Annotated in this window: 9 protein-coding genes, 1 tRNA gene, 8 pseudogenes and 1 other annotated feature; of the genes and pseudogenes, 11 read left to right on the top strand and 7 right to left on the bottom strand. The window is 52.8% G+C overall.

From position 1 onward, the window contains the following. The first annotated feature begins 80 nt into the window (after positions 1-80). The 4 genes and pseudogenes from FIV00_RS27150 (at position 81) to FIV00_RS27135 (ending at position 4,279) form a co-directional block, all read left to right on the top strand. Positions 81-1,090: pseudogene (locus tag FIV00_RS27150) on the top strand (IS110 family transposase). 399 nt (positions 1,091-1,489) lie between these two features. Then, entirely contained in the window at positions 1,490-2,278 is a 789-nt protein-coding gene (locus FIV00_RS27145; RefSeq protein WP_209006728.1) for an ABC transporter permease, read from the top strand. Next, a complete protein-coding gene (locus FIV00_RS27140) occupies positions 2,275-2,934 on the top strand; it encodes an ABC transporter ATP-binding protein (protein WP_152503629.1) in 660 nt (219 codons plus the stop codon). Before FIV00_RS27145 ends, FIV00_RS27140 begins: the two co-directional genes overlap by 4 nt. Before the next feature lie 31 nt (positions 2,935-2,965). Further along, a complete protein-coding gene (locus tag FIV00_RS27135) occupies positions 2,966-4,279 on the top strand; it encodes an RkpR, polysaccharide export protein (protein ID WP_152503628.1) in 1,314 nt (437 codons plus the stop codon). 432 nt (positions 4,280-4,711) lie between these two features. Here the strand turns inward: FIV00_RS27135 and FIV00_RS27130 are convergent. The 5 genes and pseudogenes from FIV00_RS27130 to FIV00_RS27110 all read right to left on the bottom strand — a co-directional run. After that, positions 4,712-5,622, bottom strand: a pseudogene (locus tag FIV00_RS27130) (IS110 family transposase). A gap of 41 nt (positions 5,623-5,663) precedes the next feature. Further along, positions 5,664-6,660 (bottom strand): annotated as a pseudogene (locus FIV00_RS27125) (IS3 family transposase); the annotation flags it as partial. Further along, positions 6,293-6,409: a sequence feature (AL1L pseudoknot), on the bottom strand. Its footprint overlaps the pseudogene before it by 117 nt. Before the next feature lie 86 nt (positions 6,661-6,746). Further along, a pseudogene (locus FIV00_RS30395) lies at positions 6,747-6,848 on the bottom strand (IS110 family transposase); the annotation flags it as partial. 192 nt (positions 6,849-7,040) lie between these two features. Further along, positions 7,041-7,775: a class I SAM-dependent methyltransferase gene (locus FIV00_RS27115; RefSeq protein WP_152503627.1), complete on the bottom strand. Its 735-nt coding sequence runs from the start codon at positions 7,773-7,775 to the stop codon at positions 7,041-7,043. A 276-nt stretch (positions 7,776-8,051) separates the two neighbouring features. Continuing rightward, a pseudogene (locus FIV00_RS27110) lies at positions 8,052-8,346 on the bottom strand (transposase); the annotation flags it as partial. A gap of 136 nt (positions 8,347-8,482) precedes the next feature. Here FIV00_RS27110 and FIV00_RS27105 point away from each other — a divergent pair. Further along, positions 8,483-9,739, top strand: a pseudogene (locus tag FIV00_RS27105) (IS110 family transposase). A gap of 224 nt (positions 9,740-9,963) precedes the next feature. Here FIV00_RS27105 and FIV00_RS27100 read toward each other — a convergent pair. Then, positions 9,964-10,328 (bottom strand): annotated as a pseudogene (locus tag FIV00_RS27100) (DDE-type integrase/transposase/recombinase); the annotation flags it as partial. An 88-nt stretch (positions 10,329-10,416) separates the two neighbouring features. Here FIV00_RS27100 and FIV00_RS27095 point away from each other — a divergent pair. The 4 genes and pseudogenes from FIV00_RS27095 to FIV00_RS27080 form a co-directional block, all read left to right on the top strand. After that, positions 10,417-11,417 (top strand): annotated as a pseudogene (locus FIV00_RS27095) (DDE-type integrase/transposase/recombinase); the annotation flags it as partial. A 241-nt stretch (positions 11,418-11,658) separates the two neighbouring features. Further along, positions 11,659-12,168: an antirestriction protein ArdA gene (locus FIV00_RS27090; protein ID WP_152503626.1), complete on the top strand. Its 510-nt coding sequence runs from the start codon at positions 11,659-11,661 to the stop codon at positions 12,166-12,168. 261 nt (positions 12,169-12,429) lie between these two features. Continuing rightward, positions 12,430-12,708, top strand: a complete 279-nt coding sequence (locus FIV00_RS27085) for a hypothetical protein (protein WP_152503625.1) — start codon at positions 12,430-12,432, stop codon at positions 12,706-12,708. Continuing rightward, positions 12,705-14,162 (top strand): recombinase family protein, encoded by a 1,458-nt coding sequence (locus tag FIV00_RS27080; protein ID WP_152503624.1) that lies wholly within the window; start codon positions 12,705-12,707, stop codon positions 14,160-14,162. Before FIV00_RS27085 ends, FIV00_RS27080 begins: the two co-directional genes overlap by 4 nt. 44 nt (positions 14,163-14,206) lie before the next feature. Here the strand turns inward: FIV00_RS27080 and FIV00_RS27075 are convergent. Further along, positions 14,207-14,296 (bottom strand) — tRNA-Ser (locus FIV00_RS27075). A gap of 440 nt (positions 14,297-14,736) precedes the next feature. On the opposite strand from FIV00_RS27075, the gene FIV00_RS27070 reads away from it, so the two are divergent. Together FIV00_RS27070 and msrA are read left to right on the top strand one after the other, a co-directional pair. Next, positions 14,737-15,063 (top strand): hypothetical protein, encoded by a 327-nt coding sequence (locus FIV00_RS27070; RefSeq protein ID WP_152503623.1) that lies wholly within the window; start codon positions 14,737-14,739, stop codon positions 15,061-15,063. A gap of 132 nt (positions 15,064-15,195) precedes the next feature. Continuing rightward, positions 15,196-15,849, top strand: a complete 654-nt coding sequence (gene msrA / locus FIV00_RS27065; protein WP_152503622.1) for a peptide-methionine (S)-S-oxide reductase MsrA — start codon at positions 15,196-15,198, stop codon at positions 15,847-15,849. Positions 15,850-16,020 lie beyond the last annotated feature (171 nt).

Raw genomic sequence — 16,020 nt, 5'->3', positions numbered from 1 at the left:
TGAACAGATGCTGTGGACGGCCCCCGCACCGGCCCAGTTTGCGATGATTTGGCCGTTGGTCAGGTCTAAGGAGGATTTCCATGCATCAGGATATTACCGTTGTCGGTCTCGATCTCGCCAAGCGGGTTTTTCAGGTACATGCTATCAGCGCCGACGGAAAAGTCTTCGCGAAACGCAAGTTGCGCCGAAGCGAAGTCATCCCTTTCTTCTCCGCGCTGCGACCATGCCTTATCGGGATGGGGGCCCTGTGCCTCTGCACACCACTGGGGTCGGGAGTTACTTGCTCTCGACCATAAGATACGGTTGATGCCACCAGCATACGTCAAACCCTATGTGAAACGAGGGAAGACAGATGCAACTGACGCCGAAGCGATCTGTGAAGCGGTAACAAGGCCGACGATGACGTTCGTCGCCGTCAAAAGTCGACAGAAACGGGGCGTACTCATGCTGCACAACACCCGAGACCTCCTGGTTCGGCAACGTACCGCACTGATCAAAGCCCTGCGTGCTCATCTGGCTAAATTTGACTTGGTCACTGCTACTGGACCTGGTGGCGTCAGAGCACTTACCGGTTTGTGCACGAGCAGCAGGACGATCCGCCATCCCATGCGTGCACCGCTCTATTCTCGATTGTCGAGCAACTTAAAAAGCTCGCTGAGGAGATCGAAAGACTTGAGAAGCAAATCCTGGCTTGGCATCGCTCCGATGACACCAGCCGCCGATTGGCTACTATACCAGGCATCGGACCGATCACGGCTTCCGCCATTGCAGCAGCTGTCCGGACCCAGGATAATTCCGGTCGGGTCGTCAGTTCGCTGCTTGGCTTGGCCTGACGCCGCGCCCCAACAGCTCAGGTGGAAAGGATCGACTTGGCGGCATCAGCAAACAGGGAGACGGGTATCTCCGACGACTGCTAGTGGTTGGAGCGACTGCGATCGTGCGGAGGGCGCGCGCTGACCCAAGCAAGCAACCTTGGCTCGGGGAGCTTCTCGAACGAAAAGCTGTTCGGGTGGCAACTGTCGGGCTAGCCAACAAGACTGCAAGAATCGCATGGGCGATCATGACAAGAAAAGAAATCTACGCCGCCTGAGATCGTCCCGATTGCCATTGGGGGCGAAGGGATGATGAAAGAGGACTGAGCGGTGATGACAAACCGGTCAGACCGGGGATCGGCCAAACCCAGGGGAGCAGAGCGCTTCGAGCGCGTTGACCTGATCAGGGAACCGATCTGCGGACTTCATCAGGGCCAGCAGCCATGTTGAGCTGCACAAACAGGCCGAACACGTGGATGCACCCGACTGGTGCGCCGCTTCACAAATCCTCTTGCGCCAAGGGAGCCGTCCACACGAGGCTAAACGGCCAAATCATCGCACACTGCGCCGGTGCGGGGGCCGTCCACAGCATCAGGTCAATTGCGCGCCCCGGTCGACTATTGCATCAAGCTGATCGATAGCTATTTTAGCGCATGATCGACAAGTTAGATGGACACATGAACAACGGATACGGTCAGAACCGTCTCAAACACCAATTCGCAGTCACATCCGCATTGATCATCCGCGAGATGACGACCCGCTACGGCAATAAGTTTGGCGGTTATCTTTGGGCCGTTCTCGATCCTGTGCTGACGATTGCGATACTAACGACCGTGTTTTCGGCAATTGCGCATGTTCCACCACTTGGGCGAAGCTTCGTTTTGTTCTTTGCGTCGGGGTACATCGTTTTCTACATGTACCGGTCCATGTCGGACCAGATAGCGACGGCGGTCTCTTCGAATCAGGCACTGCTCAACTATCCGATCGTAAGGCCCTACGACACCATCATTGCCCGAGTATTGTTGCAAACGATGACACTTTTTGTTGTTTGTATATTGCTATTCGGTGTCATCTCGCAAATCACAGAGATTGGCAGCGGCCGGATCGAAAAAATCCTGCTAGCAAGCTTGATTGCAATCACTCTGGGCGCTGGCGTCGGGATTTCCAACATCGTCTGGTTTCACTTATCAAGCACCTATCAGCAGATCTGGGGTATTATCAACCGTCCGGCTTTTATCGTTTCAGGTGTTTTCTTCTTGCCTGAATCACTCCCATATCCTTTCAATCACATAATTCTCTGGAACCCGCTGGTCCACGTCATAGGACTGTTTCGTTCCGGTATTTACCCAAACTACCGTGCAGCTTACGTTGATCTAAGTTACGTGGGAGGCCTTGCCATCTTCTCGGTCGTTTTCGGCCTTACGCTAGTATGGCTGTTTGACGCTAGATTACGGGAACCAAAATGATCCGGCTGGAACATCTCACAAAACGGTACAGGCACAAGGGCCAATTCAGATATGTGGCGAAAGACGTATCTTTCACCATCCCGCGTGGCGAAAGCATTGGCCTGCTTGGGCGCAACGGAGCTGGCAAATCCACGCTGCTCAAACTGATTGCAGGAACGATAAAGCCGAATTCTGGCCGCATCAGGAGGTTTGCCAATGTTTCATTTCCACTAGGCTTTCAGGGCAGCTTCAACGGTTCTCTAACAGGTGCTCAAAATGTCCGCTTCGTTGCGCGAATTTACGGGCATGACACAGAAGACCTAGTTGAATATGTTGATGACTTCGCTGAGTTGGGCAATGCATACCACATGCCTGTTAAATCCTATTCTTCAGGAATGAAAGCCCGCCTCGCATTCGGAGTGAGTATGGGGATCTATTTCGACTATTATCTCGTTGACGAAATCACAGCAGTCGGCGATACCAATTTCAAAAAGAAATGTAAGTTGGTGTTTGACGAGAAACTACAAAACTCGGATATTATTATGGTTTCGCATTCTGTTAAGTCACTCAAAGAATACTGTACAGCTGGAATCGTTCTTGAAGATGGAAGACTAAGATATTTTCCTAACATTGACGATGCGATTGAATTGCACGACGAAAACATGTCGCGCCGATAGCATATCAGCTGGAAACAGGATCGATAAAGATATGTCCTCTGCACCAAGCGCATTGAAACCTGAACAAAAACAAACATCGAATGCGGATGTTGTGCCGCTACCCAAAAGCGCAAAACCTGCTGCGCCGTTGAGGCCTGCGAAAGACACCACGCTTTTGGATCGGCTGAAAAAGTCTGGACTTGACCCACAGCGTCTGCTTGATTTGACCCTGCCCGGGTCCACTGGCAAGGTTTCTCCCAAGAAAAGACATCGCGCTATCATCGCAGGTTTCTTTTTGGCTGTCTTACTTCCATCGATCGCTTTCACTGCCTACATGTTTTTTTGGGCAAGTGACCAGTTTCACAGCGTTACAGCGTTTGCTGTTCGCAGCGCTCAGAGCACCCCTGCAAGCGATGTCTTGGGGCTGATGTTCTCAAGCGGCTCGGAATCAACCAGCTCCAATAGTTATATTGTAAATGATTACCTGCAGAGCCAGGCCGTTGTCGAGGACATAGATGACCAAACCAATTTGGAAAAGGTTTTCAACCGCAACGATGCAGACTGGCTTTTCAGAATGGGCACTGAGTTGCCGATCGAGGAAAAACTTAGTTACTGGAACAGTATGGTCGACGTGAGTTACGACGCAACTTCCGGCGTTATTCACGTAGAGGTCCGATCATTTGATCGACAAGACTCTGTTGATATTGCGCGCGCAATTCTTCTACGTAGCGAGGTCCTAGTAAACAAGCTTTCTGAAGCCAATCGTCAACAATCAGTCAAGTTTGCAGAACAATCGGTTGCGAAGGCGGAGGCAAGATTGAAGGCCATTCGCAAACAGATGCTGGACTATCGGCAAGAAACGCAAGAAATCAGCCCGAAGGAGAACGCCAAACTCACGATGGAGATGATCGCGGGTCTGGAAGAAGAAGTTATCAAGCGCGAGACCGAGCGCTCAACATTGCTAAGTTATCTTGACCAAGATTCTCCTCGCATTCGAATAATCACGGAGCAGATTAGTGCTCTGAGGGCGCAGATCGCGAATGAGAGGCAACGTCTTGGCAGCGGCACCAACGCAAATTCGAGCGACCGCACGTCTATTTCCTTTCGTATTGCAGACTATTCCGAGCTGGCGCTTGAAGAAGAATTTGCTCAAGCACTTTTCACGACCTCCCTTGCCGGACTTGAACAGGCGCGCAAGGACGCGGACAGCAAGCACCTATATCTTGCAACGTTCATTCAACCGACTCTTTCAGACTCGGCCCAATACCCGCAGCGTTTCATCTATTCGCTGGCCGTATTCTTGCTGCTCAGTGGATTATGGATTGTCTCGATTCTAATGTATTATAATATTCGTGATCGCACTTAGGCAGTGGGCTCTCGCAAACCTGAGACTAAATACGGATGGCACAAGCTTAACGACAACCCGGAAGTTGGCTGCACGTTCTAAATAGGTTCGCCGCCATCTCTTCTGGAACGTTGACCTGATGCTGTGGACGGCCCCCGCACCGGTGCAGTGTGCGATGATTTGGCCGTTTAGCCTCGTGTGGACGGCTCCCTTGGCGCAAGAGGATTTGTGAAGCGGCGCACCAGTCGGGTGCATCCACGTGTTCGGCCTGTTTGTGCAGCTCAACATGGCTGCTGGCCCTGATGAAGTCCGCAGATCGGTTCCCTGATCAGGTCAACGCGCTCGAAGCGCTCTGCTCCCCTGGGTTTGGCCGATCCCCGGTCTGACCGGTTTGTCATCACCGCTCAGTCCTCTTTCATCATCCCTTCGCCCCCAATGGCAATCGGGACGATCTCAGGCGGCGTAGATTTCTTTTCTTGTCATGATCGCCCATGCGATTCTTGCAGTCTTGTTGGCTAGCCCGACAGTTGCCACCCGAACAGCTTTTCGTTCGAGAAGCTCCCCGAGCCAAGGTTGCTTGCTTGGGTCAGCGCGCGCCCTCCGCACGATCGCAGTCGCTCCAACCACTAGCAGTCGTCGGAGATACCCGTCTCCCTGTTTGCTGATGCCGCCAAGTCGATCCTTTCCACCTGAGCTGTTGGGGCGCGGCGTCAGGCCAAGCCAAGCAGCGAACTGACGACCCGACCGGAATTATCCTGGGTCCGGACAGCTGCTGCAATGGCGGAAGCCGTGATCGGTCCGATGCCTGGTATAGTAGCCAATCGGCGGCTGGTGTCATCGGAGCGATGCCAAGCCAGGATTTGCTTCTCAAGTCTTTCGATCTCCTCAGCGAGCTTTTTAAGTTGCTCGACAATCGAGAATAGAGCGGTGCACGCATGGGATGGCGGATCGTCCTGCTGCTCGTGCACAAACCGGTAAGTGCTCTGACGCCACCAGGTCCAGTAGCAGTGACCAAGTCAAATTTAGCCAGATGAGCACGCAGGGCTTTGATCAGTGCGGTACGTTGCCGAACCAGGAGGTCTCGGGTGTTGTGCAGCATGAGTACGCCCCGTTTCTGTCGACTTTTGACGGCGACGAACGTCATCGTCGGCCTTGTTACCGCTTCACAGATCGCTTCGGCGTCAGTTGCATCTGTCTTCCCTCGTTTCACATAGGGTTTGACGTATGCTGGTGGCATCAACCGTATCTTATGGTCGAGAGCAAGTAACTCCCGACCCCAGTGGTGTGCAGAGGCACAGGGCCCCCATCCCGATAAGGCATGGTCGCAGCGCGGAGAAGAAAGGGATGACTTCGCTTCGGCGCAATGAACCGCACCGGTCTTACCGGACATTTTTTGTTTCAAAGATTAGGCGACCTTATCAAGGGCATTTGCGTTTCGAAAGAATGCCTCCTCCGCTTCACGTGGGGTTGTGTATCCGATGGAGCTGTGGAGCCGCACGGTGTTGTACCAAGAGACCCATTTCAGGGTCTCCCATTCGATCTGGCCCGCTGATTTCCATGGGCCGAACAGGTTGATGACTTCCGTCTTGAACAAACCGATGATGTTTTCGGCCAGAGCGTTGTCATAGCTGTCGCCAACGCTTCCGACCGACGCGTCGATGCCGGTCTCCGCCAGCCAACGGTTTTGCGGTCAAAGACGTCGACGACGAAGGCCACATAGACCATTCCCTGCCATGTCGAACAATAGGTGAAATCCCAAACCCTGAGCTGGTTCGGGGCTGTGGCCGTGAAGTTCCGGTTGACCTTGTCCAGTGGACAGGGCATGGCCGGATCCGGTGTTGTTGTCTTTTTCTTGCCACGCGTGACGCCTTGCAAGCCAAGCCCCTTCATCAAGCGTTCCACGGTGCAGCGGGCAATGTCCCAGCTCTCGCGGTGCAGTTGACGCCAAATCTTGCGGGCTCCATCGCGCCCCTTGCTTATCTCATGGACGCGCAGGATCTCCTCGGCATCCGCGGCATGCGAATAGTAGCTCGATGAGGCGATCGGCAAAACGCGGCAGATCGGCTCGACCCCAAAGGCTTCACGGTACTCTTCGATGAACGCGGTCATTTGCGGAACGGTCGGTCGAGCTCCGCTTGGGCAAAATAAGCAGACGCCTTCTTCAGGATCTCGTTGGCCTGGCGAAGTTCCCGGTTCTCCCGCTCAAGAGCTTTGATCCGCGCCTTGTCCTCGCGCGTCGGGCCTGCTCGTTCTCCTGCATCACGCGCCGCATGGAAACACCACGCACGCAGACTGTCTTTGGAGCAACCGAGCTTCGACGCTATGGCACGATAGGCGGCGTTGTCGCTGTCATAGTCGCTGCGGTGGTCTCGAAAAAGCTGAACGCCACGTTCGCGGAACTCAGCTGTTTATCTCGGGGGAACTGTCTTCTGATCCATAAAGGGTATCCAGTGAGAGTTTTACTCTCCGGTAAACCCGGGGCGGTTCACAACTTGCGTTTCACGACAACTTTTCCGTCGGCGCTGATAGCATGTACCTGAAAAACCCGCTTGGCGAGATCGAGACCGACAACGGTAATAACCTGAAGCATAGAAATCCTCCTTAGACCTGGCTCAACGGCCAAATCATCGCACACTGCGCCGGTGCAGGGGCCGTCCACAGCATCAGGTCATCAGAAATTCGACAAGAAATGAAACATGGCAGCGACTAGTGCAAGCCGCGTTGGAGCTAAGTTCATCGACTGCGCTGGCCGGTACGACGTTGTGAAACGATGTCGCGATCTCTATTTGTTTTTCATAGGTTTTTGACCGGCGTAGTGTACGCGAATATTCTCTCTGAATGCCCCAAATAAGTCCGGCTCCAAATGACTTCTACCGCGGCCGTTTACATCTCGGCGCCGTTCAGTGTAGTCGAAACGGCATATCAATCTTTCGAGAGCAGGAAACAACGACGCCAGTCCTTCCGGGCTGTAACGCCAATAGTCGATTGGGCAAGGGTGATACCGCCAGGCAAAGAGAGTTGAATGGACTGTTACTCCGCCTGGGCGCAATAGTCTTTGGATTTCTTGGCCCGCAAGCCATGGCTTATCTATGTGCTCAAAAACATCGAAGCTGAAAATTAGATCGAAAGACTCGTCTGGAATTTCAGGACAGTTGGTTATATCCCCCGCGGTTACATGAACAGGGCTATCGTCGACGAACTGAAGGTCCATTGCTGAATATTTGAAGTCTGGAAAAGATTCGTTTCGTGGATTTCGGCGACCGCCTATTTCAAGCATGCTGCCTGATTCGAGTTGCGCCATTCCCATGGCCTCATAGGTTACATCCTTGACGCGTTGCCATCTGTCAGGTTGTTTGAGGTATTCTTTGCCTGCCTCCATGAGAACTCTTGAGACAACGTCTTTTTCGAATAAATCTGGATCCTTGAAAAGTAATATAGAATTTTTTATACGATTAAAAAAAGAGCGATCATGAAATTCGAACCGTTTTTTGCGGTTATAAGAGTCTTTTTGCGACATTCAGTTTGTCCGTGTTTTGGCAAAAGCAAGCCAGAGCGATTAGTCTACTTAGAGAAAATCAATTGGGCGGTGATAGTGTATAATCCGCGCTGTTAAATCCTCTCCGGTGACTTAAGCATGCTAGTGGGGCCGTTTCTAGGCCGCGCGGACGAATTACTTACGTATTCGTCTTGGGATTCGGGATTTGATGTAAAGTGATTCACAGGTTGCTGACGTGATTTTGAGACTGGTTATCATACCGATGATCAGCCCCACCAGAGTGGTCCGTTTTGATTTTTAGTGCATGCCTGGGTTTTGGTCCATTCGGAAGATAGTTTCTGGTGCTGGTGGTCGGTAGCCCAAGGCGCTGTGTGGGCGCTTGGTATTATAAAGTTTCCTCCATTGTTCAATCAAGATTTGTGCTTCCTTTGAGCTATAGAAGATTTCACCATCGAGTAGCTCATCTCGGAAGGCGGGCGTTGAAGCTCTCGCAGTGTCCGTTCTTCCATGGTGAACCTGGTTCGATGTATACGGTCTTTGCACCCACAGCGTTGATTCAGTCCCTAACGGCTTGAGCAACGAACTCCCGCCCTTGGCACGTCGGGAATACATGCTGTTGGTAGGTTATGGCCGCCAGCGCAGCCTTCAACTAGCGCAGCGGGTGGCCATAACCGGTCGCAGGTCTCAACAGTGGTTTTGCACAAACCACACTGCTGAGGAGACCGGTTATGACTGCCATCAATTCTATTGCTTCAACTGTGTTTGTCGCCATCGACATTTCCAAACACCGGCATGAGGTTCTGATCAGCATCCCTGGCAAGTAGCGTCGCCGCCGACTGACAATCATGAACACAATGAAGGATTTTGAACGCCTGGCCGGGTTTATTTCCGGCTACCAGACGCTAGCGCGGATCGAATTTGAGGCCACGGGCAACTATCACCGGCCGTTGGCGTATCATCTTGGCCGGGTCGGGTTCGATCTGAGGCTCGTCTCCTCCGTTGCATTGGCCTGAACCCGCGAAGCTTTGCACAACAGTTGGGACAAGAACGATCCGAAGGACACCCAGGTCATTCTGCACATGCTGGAGATCGGCGCCGTGCAGTTCTTCCATGATCAGCTGGTGAGCGGCACTGCTGACATTCAGGAACTGTCCAAAACACATGAGATCGTTTCCCGGTCAAAGACCGAGCTCTGGCATCGCATCCTGACGCATTATCTTCCGCTCTGCTTTCCGGAAGCCGACCGCTTGCATCGCAGTGCGCGCTCCGACTGGTTCATGGCTTTTCTGGAGAAGTATCCCACGCCGCATATGATTACAGCCATGACTGAGGCAGCGCACATTGCCGATGCTTGACGAGTGGTTGGCCGCAAGGTTTCAAAAGAATGTTTACTTTCGGACATTTATGCCACGGCCGCTGGTTCTGTCCGTGTGCCGGTGCAACCCGATACCGACGCCGTACGAATGTTTCGTCTCGTGTTTGCAGAAGGCCGTAGCCCGGTCCGGCAACGCAACGAGATCGAAGCTCGGGCCGTTGGGCTCTTGTTGGATCATGCAGACAATCAATTGCTGACAACCATCCCCAGAATCGGGCCGATCAATGCAATGACCGTCCTGGCCGAAGCCGGGGACCTTCGCCGGTTCCGGCATCACCGCCAGTTTCTCAAGTTCTGCGGCATGGACCTTGCCACCTTGCAGTCCGGAATGTTCCGCGGGCAGAGCAAAATCTCAAAGTATGGCAATGCAAGGCTTAGACGGACACTCTGGATGGCTGGCCAAACAGCAGTCTTGAAGCGGACCAACAGCTTTCGGGACAAGCTCGAGCGTTACATCTCCATGGACTGACACAATGCCCATCTGCGCCACAAGGCCTATACAGCAATTGCGGCCAAGATGGCGCGCACCATTCACGCCGTCGTTAAACACGGCGAACCCTATCGCCCCTTCTTTGTAGGGGTGAGCCCAGGCGGAAAGACTTCTCTCTGAGACGGGCCGTCGAGGTAGCTCGCTGACCTCGTAGATAATGTTCGGGCTTTCTGCTTGGGAATTCGGATCTCGTCTTAAGGGCGGTGAGGGCCGCCGTGGCGCGTGCCCTGTGTTCGCTTATTGGATGACGGCAGAACCCGTCTGGGCAACCTTAATGGGGTGTCTGAACTCTCAGACGCCGTACAACTGCTGACCTAAGCAGCAATTTTTTCCCGACATAGGACGTTGTCTGATCTGATGTAGGCTGGAACACCTCGAAGGATGGAGAGATCCGTCAGCACGTCAATCACGTCGGTGGAGTTCAGCTTACGCTTCACCCGGATTGCCAGACACTCGCGGGTATGTTCATCCAGGATGTTCAAGGTCCGGAACGCCTTTTCATCATGAGTTCGACAATGCACGAAGTCATAACTCCAGACATGATTGGGATCCTCCGGTCGCAGCCGAACACATGATCCGCCGTTCAGCCAGAGCGCCCTCTCCTTGGTTGTTTCATTGGCACTTTCAGCCTCTCTCGTCGCCGCAGTCGCTCGACGCGCTTGTCGTTCACATGCCAAACTGCATATCTGAGCAAAGACGCGATCCGCCTGTTGTTCCCCGTCAGCGCTTATGGGTCCAGATAAGCTGATTGTCTAAGGGAGAGGTTTTGGCTCATCTTCACTGATCAGGAGTGAAGCATGAGACAGAAGAGCGAGCGTCATCGGGATGCAGTATATCGTACAGTGAAAGACATCCGCCGTAAGACGCGGAAGAGGTATTCCGCAGAAGACAAGATCCGGATTGTGCTTGCTGGCCTTCGCGGCGAAGACAGCATTGCCGAGCTGTGTCGCCAGGAAGGTAATGCCTAGAGCCAGTACTACAGTTGGTTGAAGGAATTCATGGAAGCAGGTCGCAAGCGTTTGGCTGGTGACACTGCCCGGGAAGCGAACACAGGTGAAGTGCAGGATCTGCGTCGTGAAGCTCGAGACCTCAAGGAGGTGGTCGCCGAGCAAGCCCTAGTGTTGCGGTTGATCAAAAAAAGCATGGTCGGGGATGGGGGCAAGGACGAATGAGATACCCTGCATCAGAGAAGCTCGAGATCAATCGGCTGGTGGAGCAGTCCCACCTTCCTGCCAAACAGGCTCTTGATACGCTTGGCATCCCCCGCACTACCTTCTATCGCTGGTACAATAAATATCTGACAGGTGACCCGGAAGCCCTGGAAGATCGCTCTACAAAGCCGTCACAAGTGTGGAACCGCATCCCGAATGACATTCGGGATCGTATTGTTGATCTGGCCCTGGCAGAGTCCGAGTTGTCACCACGAGAGTTGGCGGTGCGGTTTACTGACACACAGTAGTACTTCGTGTCAGAAGCATCGATGTATCGTCTGCTCAAGGCCCATAATCTGATCACCAGTCCGGCCTTCGTAGTCATCAAGGCTGCGGATGAATTCCAAGACAAGACCACCGCTATCAACCAGATGTGGCAGACTGACTTCACCAACATAAAGATCATTGGCTGGGGTTGGTTCTATCTGTCGACCATTCTGGATGACTTCTCCCGGTACGTTGTCGCCTGGAAGCTATGTACGACGATGTCGGCAAGCGATGTCACCGACACGTTGGAACTGGCCCTTGATGCTTCCAGCTGTGATCAGGTCGATATTCGGCACAAGCCACGGCTGCTGTCGGTCAATCATCTTGCCGCCGCAGTCCTTCGGCTTGCGGTCTCCCGAGAAGATGATGGACCGATCCCCGGAGTTTCATCGTGTCGTCCTGTTTTTGGTCGCAGCCCCTGAAGGGTCTGCGGCTTTTTTTGTTTTTGCTTCGCATGATTTTCGGACGCTCGCCGTTTGGCAGAGGTTCATGCGCGGGGGAGTTTTCCTTTTTGATCGGCTTCGCCGCGCTCGGATCAACATCAAACCAAGCGAGCCCAATATGACCATTCAATTGCATGCACAGCCCTATGATATCATCTCACGAGGCTTCTATTTTTGTTCCGCCGATGAGTTTGATGCGAAGGCCAAAACCCACCGCAACGCATACGGCGGTCTGGTCGAGGATCATGAAATCCAATTTATCGATGGCAAGAGCATCGATTGCGAATTGGCAAGAGCCTGGAGGTTGCATCAAGGCAATTTTGCGGACTTTCTTGGAAAGGTGGAGGAGTGGAGCGACGATCAAAAGACCCGCTACATCATCGCCGTTGGAGAGTGCGGCTTCGACCATGCGGACGTTTCAGATGATCCCTATGACACTGATATCGACCTCTATGAGGTGGATGACATGCGCGAGCTGGCAGAGCAATTTGTCGATGAGGGGCTGTTTGGTGTCATACCCGAGCACCTTGAAAATTACATCGACTATGATGCTATCGCCCGTGATCTGGCGATGGATTACACAGAGACGGTCATCAACGGCCAGAGCCTGATCTATCGCTGTGCTTGAAGAGGGGTGCAGCGTGATCTCATTGAATTGTCTTGACTATTTTCAAATTATAGAACAATATAGGAACAAATACCTAGAAGTACGCCCGTATTTTTGTATCTGGTTCGATCCGCGTTTTGCCGCGAATGATCCCAAAGCCAAAGTAAAGGGCCTTTTTATGCCATTGCCTTTGAACTCAAGATCAAGGCGTGGTTTCCCGCTCATCTTAATTGCACGCCAGTGCAGCTTTCCAGCGCGAGACTGCGCCGGAAAGAAATTGCAATGACACAAGACCACCACGCGCAGCCAGCTGTTTTGGATTGCGAACAATACCGCGCGTACATTGCGCCACTGGGCCTAAGCCGCAAGCAGGAAGACGAACTCTTGCGCGATCTTTGGGCAATCACGGAAACACTGGTCGATCAGTGTTTCACATCCCCGACTTATCCGCAGCAATTCGCCATCGCCACACATGCCTTTCGTGCGCTTGATGACGCAGTTGCGGTAGAATCGCAAAAGCAACAAATAAATGAGGCCGCAAGACACAAGGAGGAGCTATGACCATTGCTGTCATCTACACACGCGTATCGAGCAAAGCGCAATTGAAAAAGGGCGATGGTCTCGCCTCTCAGGAGCAGCGCTGCCGCGAATTTGCAGCCTACAAAGGCCATGAGGTGGCAGAAGTCTTTCGTGATGAAGGCGTGTCCGGCGGCATTGTTGACCGCCCTGCAATCAAGGCCATGCTCACATGGTTGCGCAAAAACAGGGGCCAAGAGCCTGTCGTTCTGATTGATGACATCTCTCGCATCGCCAGAGGCATCGAAGCGCATTGGAAACTGCGTACAGCCATCGGTTCAGTAGGGGCAAAACTCGAAAGCCCTTCGATTGAGTTTGGTGATGACAGCGACAGCCAGCTTGTCGAAAACATGCTGGCATCTGTCTCGCAGCATCAGCGTCAGAAAAACGGAGAGCAAGTCGTCAACCGCATGAAAGCGCAGCTCTTGAATGGCTACTTCACATTCTGGGTTCCAACAGGACTTCGCTATGACCGCGTCAAAGGTCATAGCGGCATATTCGTCGTCCGCGATAAACCTGACGCCTCTCTCATTCAGGAGGCGCTTGAAGGCTTTGCCACAGGCCGCTTCGAAACGCAGGCCGATGTGAAGCGCTTCTTGGAACCCCATCCGATCTTTGCACGAGATTGCAATGGCGAAATTCATCCGCAACGCATTGCCAACCTTCTGACCAACAAGATTTATGCGGGCTACTACGAATACAAGCCATGGAATGTCCCGCTCACCAAGGGAAAACACGAGCCTTTGATTTCTTGGGAGACGTTTCAGCGCATTCAAGACCGCCTGAATGAAGGTGCAATCGTTCGTGGTAAAGCCGACCATGAAAACGAATTTCCGTTGAAGGGGTTTGTCACATGCGGATGTTGCGGCAGGTCTCTCACGGCTTACTACGCTAAAGGGCGAAACAAACGTTATCCTTACTATGAGTGCTTCAACAAGGACTGCGATGAGCGCCGCAAATCCATTCGTAAGGATCAGATCGAAGGCGAGTTCGAGTCTCTCGTTCAATCCATGCGCCCGCGCTCGGGTATCATGTCCACCATTGCAGTGATGTTCAGGACGATCTGGAATTCACGAAATGCAGAGTTTGAGGCAAAGCGCGCTGAGCAGAGGAAAGCGCTGACGGGTGTTTCTGCAAAGATCAGCTGGCTCACAGACCGCCTGATTGAAACAACGAGCGAAAGTCTGATCAGGAACTATGAAGCGCAGCTTGAACAGCTCGAAACTGAGAAGGCTCTTCTTGCCGAGAATCTGGCCAAAAAGCCTGATCGCGACAAAGACTTCGATGCGAATTTTCGAGCCGCTATGAATTTCCTCGCTAACCCTTGGAAACTTTGGGATTCTAACAATCAAATACACCGCAAGACCCTGCTCAAACTGGTCTTTGCAGAGCCTTTGCCATATGTGCGAAATCAGGGTTTTCGAATCGCAAAAAAATAGCCCTTTCAAGGCGTTAGATGCGATTGGAGGCGATGAAAATGAAATGGCGGACAGAGAGGGATTCGAACCCTCGATACGGTTGCCCGTATACACGCGTTCCAGGCGTGCGCCTTCAGCCACTCGGCCACCTGTCCGTTCGCAAGCGGTAGCCGCTTGGAGTGGGCGCAATATACTCATGACGTGTTATTGCGCAAGCGCTTGCAGGAGTTTTTTTTGAGAACTCTGTGGCTTGTGGATTCTGTGGCAATCAAGGGCCTTCAAAGGCAGCCACATGGATCCTGTTTGCGCCAGAAAATGCGAACGGCCAAATCAGATCTGGAGCATGTTTGGGCCTGAAACTGCGTCGACAGATTTGCTGCATACATCAGGCTTCCGCTGCTGTTTGCCGGTGAATTGCAGCAAAATTCGTGACCGGGTCGCAAAAATCTCACAAGAATGTGTTGCATATCAATTCTTGTGCAAATTTTGTCGCTTATTTATCTAAGGAATACTCCGAGAGCAGAGAGTGCGTTTTTTCAAAGCACTCCATGGAGAGTATTAACTAGCTTAGACCGACAGAGCCGAAAGAATATCCATGACGAGTGTTTTTAAGTTTTTATTCCGCGTTTTGGGATACGCTTGTATTGCGATTGCGATTGTCGCCGGTATTTCCGATGCCAGCAGTTCCATTGCCTTGTCACAGGTGGAACTGCAACCACTTGGAAAACTTCTTTTTGATCTCTTTCCAGACAGCTTCCCTATTCTGCAGCCCGCTATTGAGCGGCATATCCATCCGGCCCTTTGGGATCCGGGCATTCTGACCGTGTTGACCTGGCCGGTCTGGGCGTTCTTTGCACCACTTGGTTTGCTGTTTCTTTGGATTGGCGCACGTCGCCGCAGGCAAACCGTTCAATTCGCATAAAGGCTGTCTCGGGCCGGTGTCTCAACAGGCCCTTGGAATATGGACATAACTGCTCCACATTCATGAAGATGAACGCGATTGGAATTGAGCCGTCCCGGCTGGACCGGAGACGGCTCAGCGCAGGAGAGTGCCATGTCCTTCATGACGATGTTGAGTAAGAAATTTTCACTTCCCGCACACGATGAAGCATTGCCGGGCCGGTCGGACGCAATTGTGCCAGGTGAGGCCCATTTCGTGAACGGTCGCTCGCTTCAGGGGCCTTATCCTGAAACTTTCAAAACTGTGCTGTTTGGCATGGGGTGCTTCTGGGGTGCCGAGCGCTTGTTCTGGCAGCTCCCGGGCGTCCATGTAACCGCCGTTGGATATGCGGGCGGTCATACGCCCAACCCGACCTATCATGAAACCTGTACCGGGAGGACGGGTCACACCGAGGCCGTTCTTGTTGTCTACGATCCGGATCAGACCAGTCTCTCCGATCTCCTGAAAGTGTTTTGGGAAAACCACGACCCGACGCAGGGAATGCGTCAGGGCAACGATACCGGCACCCAGTACCGTTCGGCGATCTATGTGGGCTCCGAAGAAGACCTTGCACTGGCCGAACAGTCCAGAGACACCTACCAGTCGGCATTGAAAGCTGGAAGCCATATGGCATCGATCACAACCGAAATCCGGCAGCTCGACGAATTCTATTTCGCAGAGGACTATCACCAGCAATATCTGGCGAAAAATCCAGCCGGCTATTGCGGCATTGGCGGGACGGGCGTTTCGTGCCCGACGGGTCTTTGATAACGGGTCTTTGACAATAGGCGGCTTCATCCCGGTGCTGGAAACGGCTCCGGGGTGTTATGTTGTTGTCTTGTCTGATCTAAGTATTTTTGACGAGACTATTAGGCGCGAATACAGCGCCTTCCGCGTGTAATTCGGTTTTCGACTGTCAGGTTGCATAGAATTGCCGAC

It is taken from the genome of Labrenzia sp. THAF82 (genome assembly GCF_009363435.1).
Taxonomy (GTDB): Bacteria; Pseudomonadota; Alphaproteobacteria; order Rhizobiales; family Stappiaceae; genus Roseibium; species Roseibium porphyridii.
The sequence above is the reverse complement of the archived record's forward strand: the minus strand, read 5'-3'. Positions and strand labels throughout refer to the sequence as shown.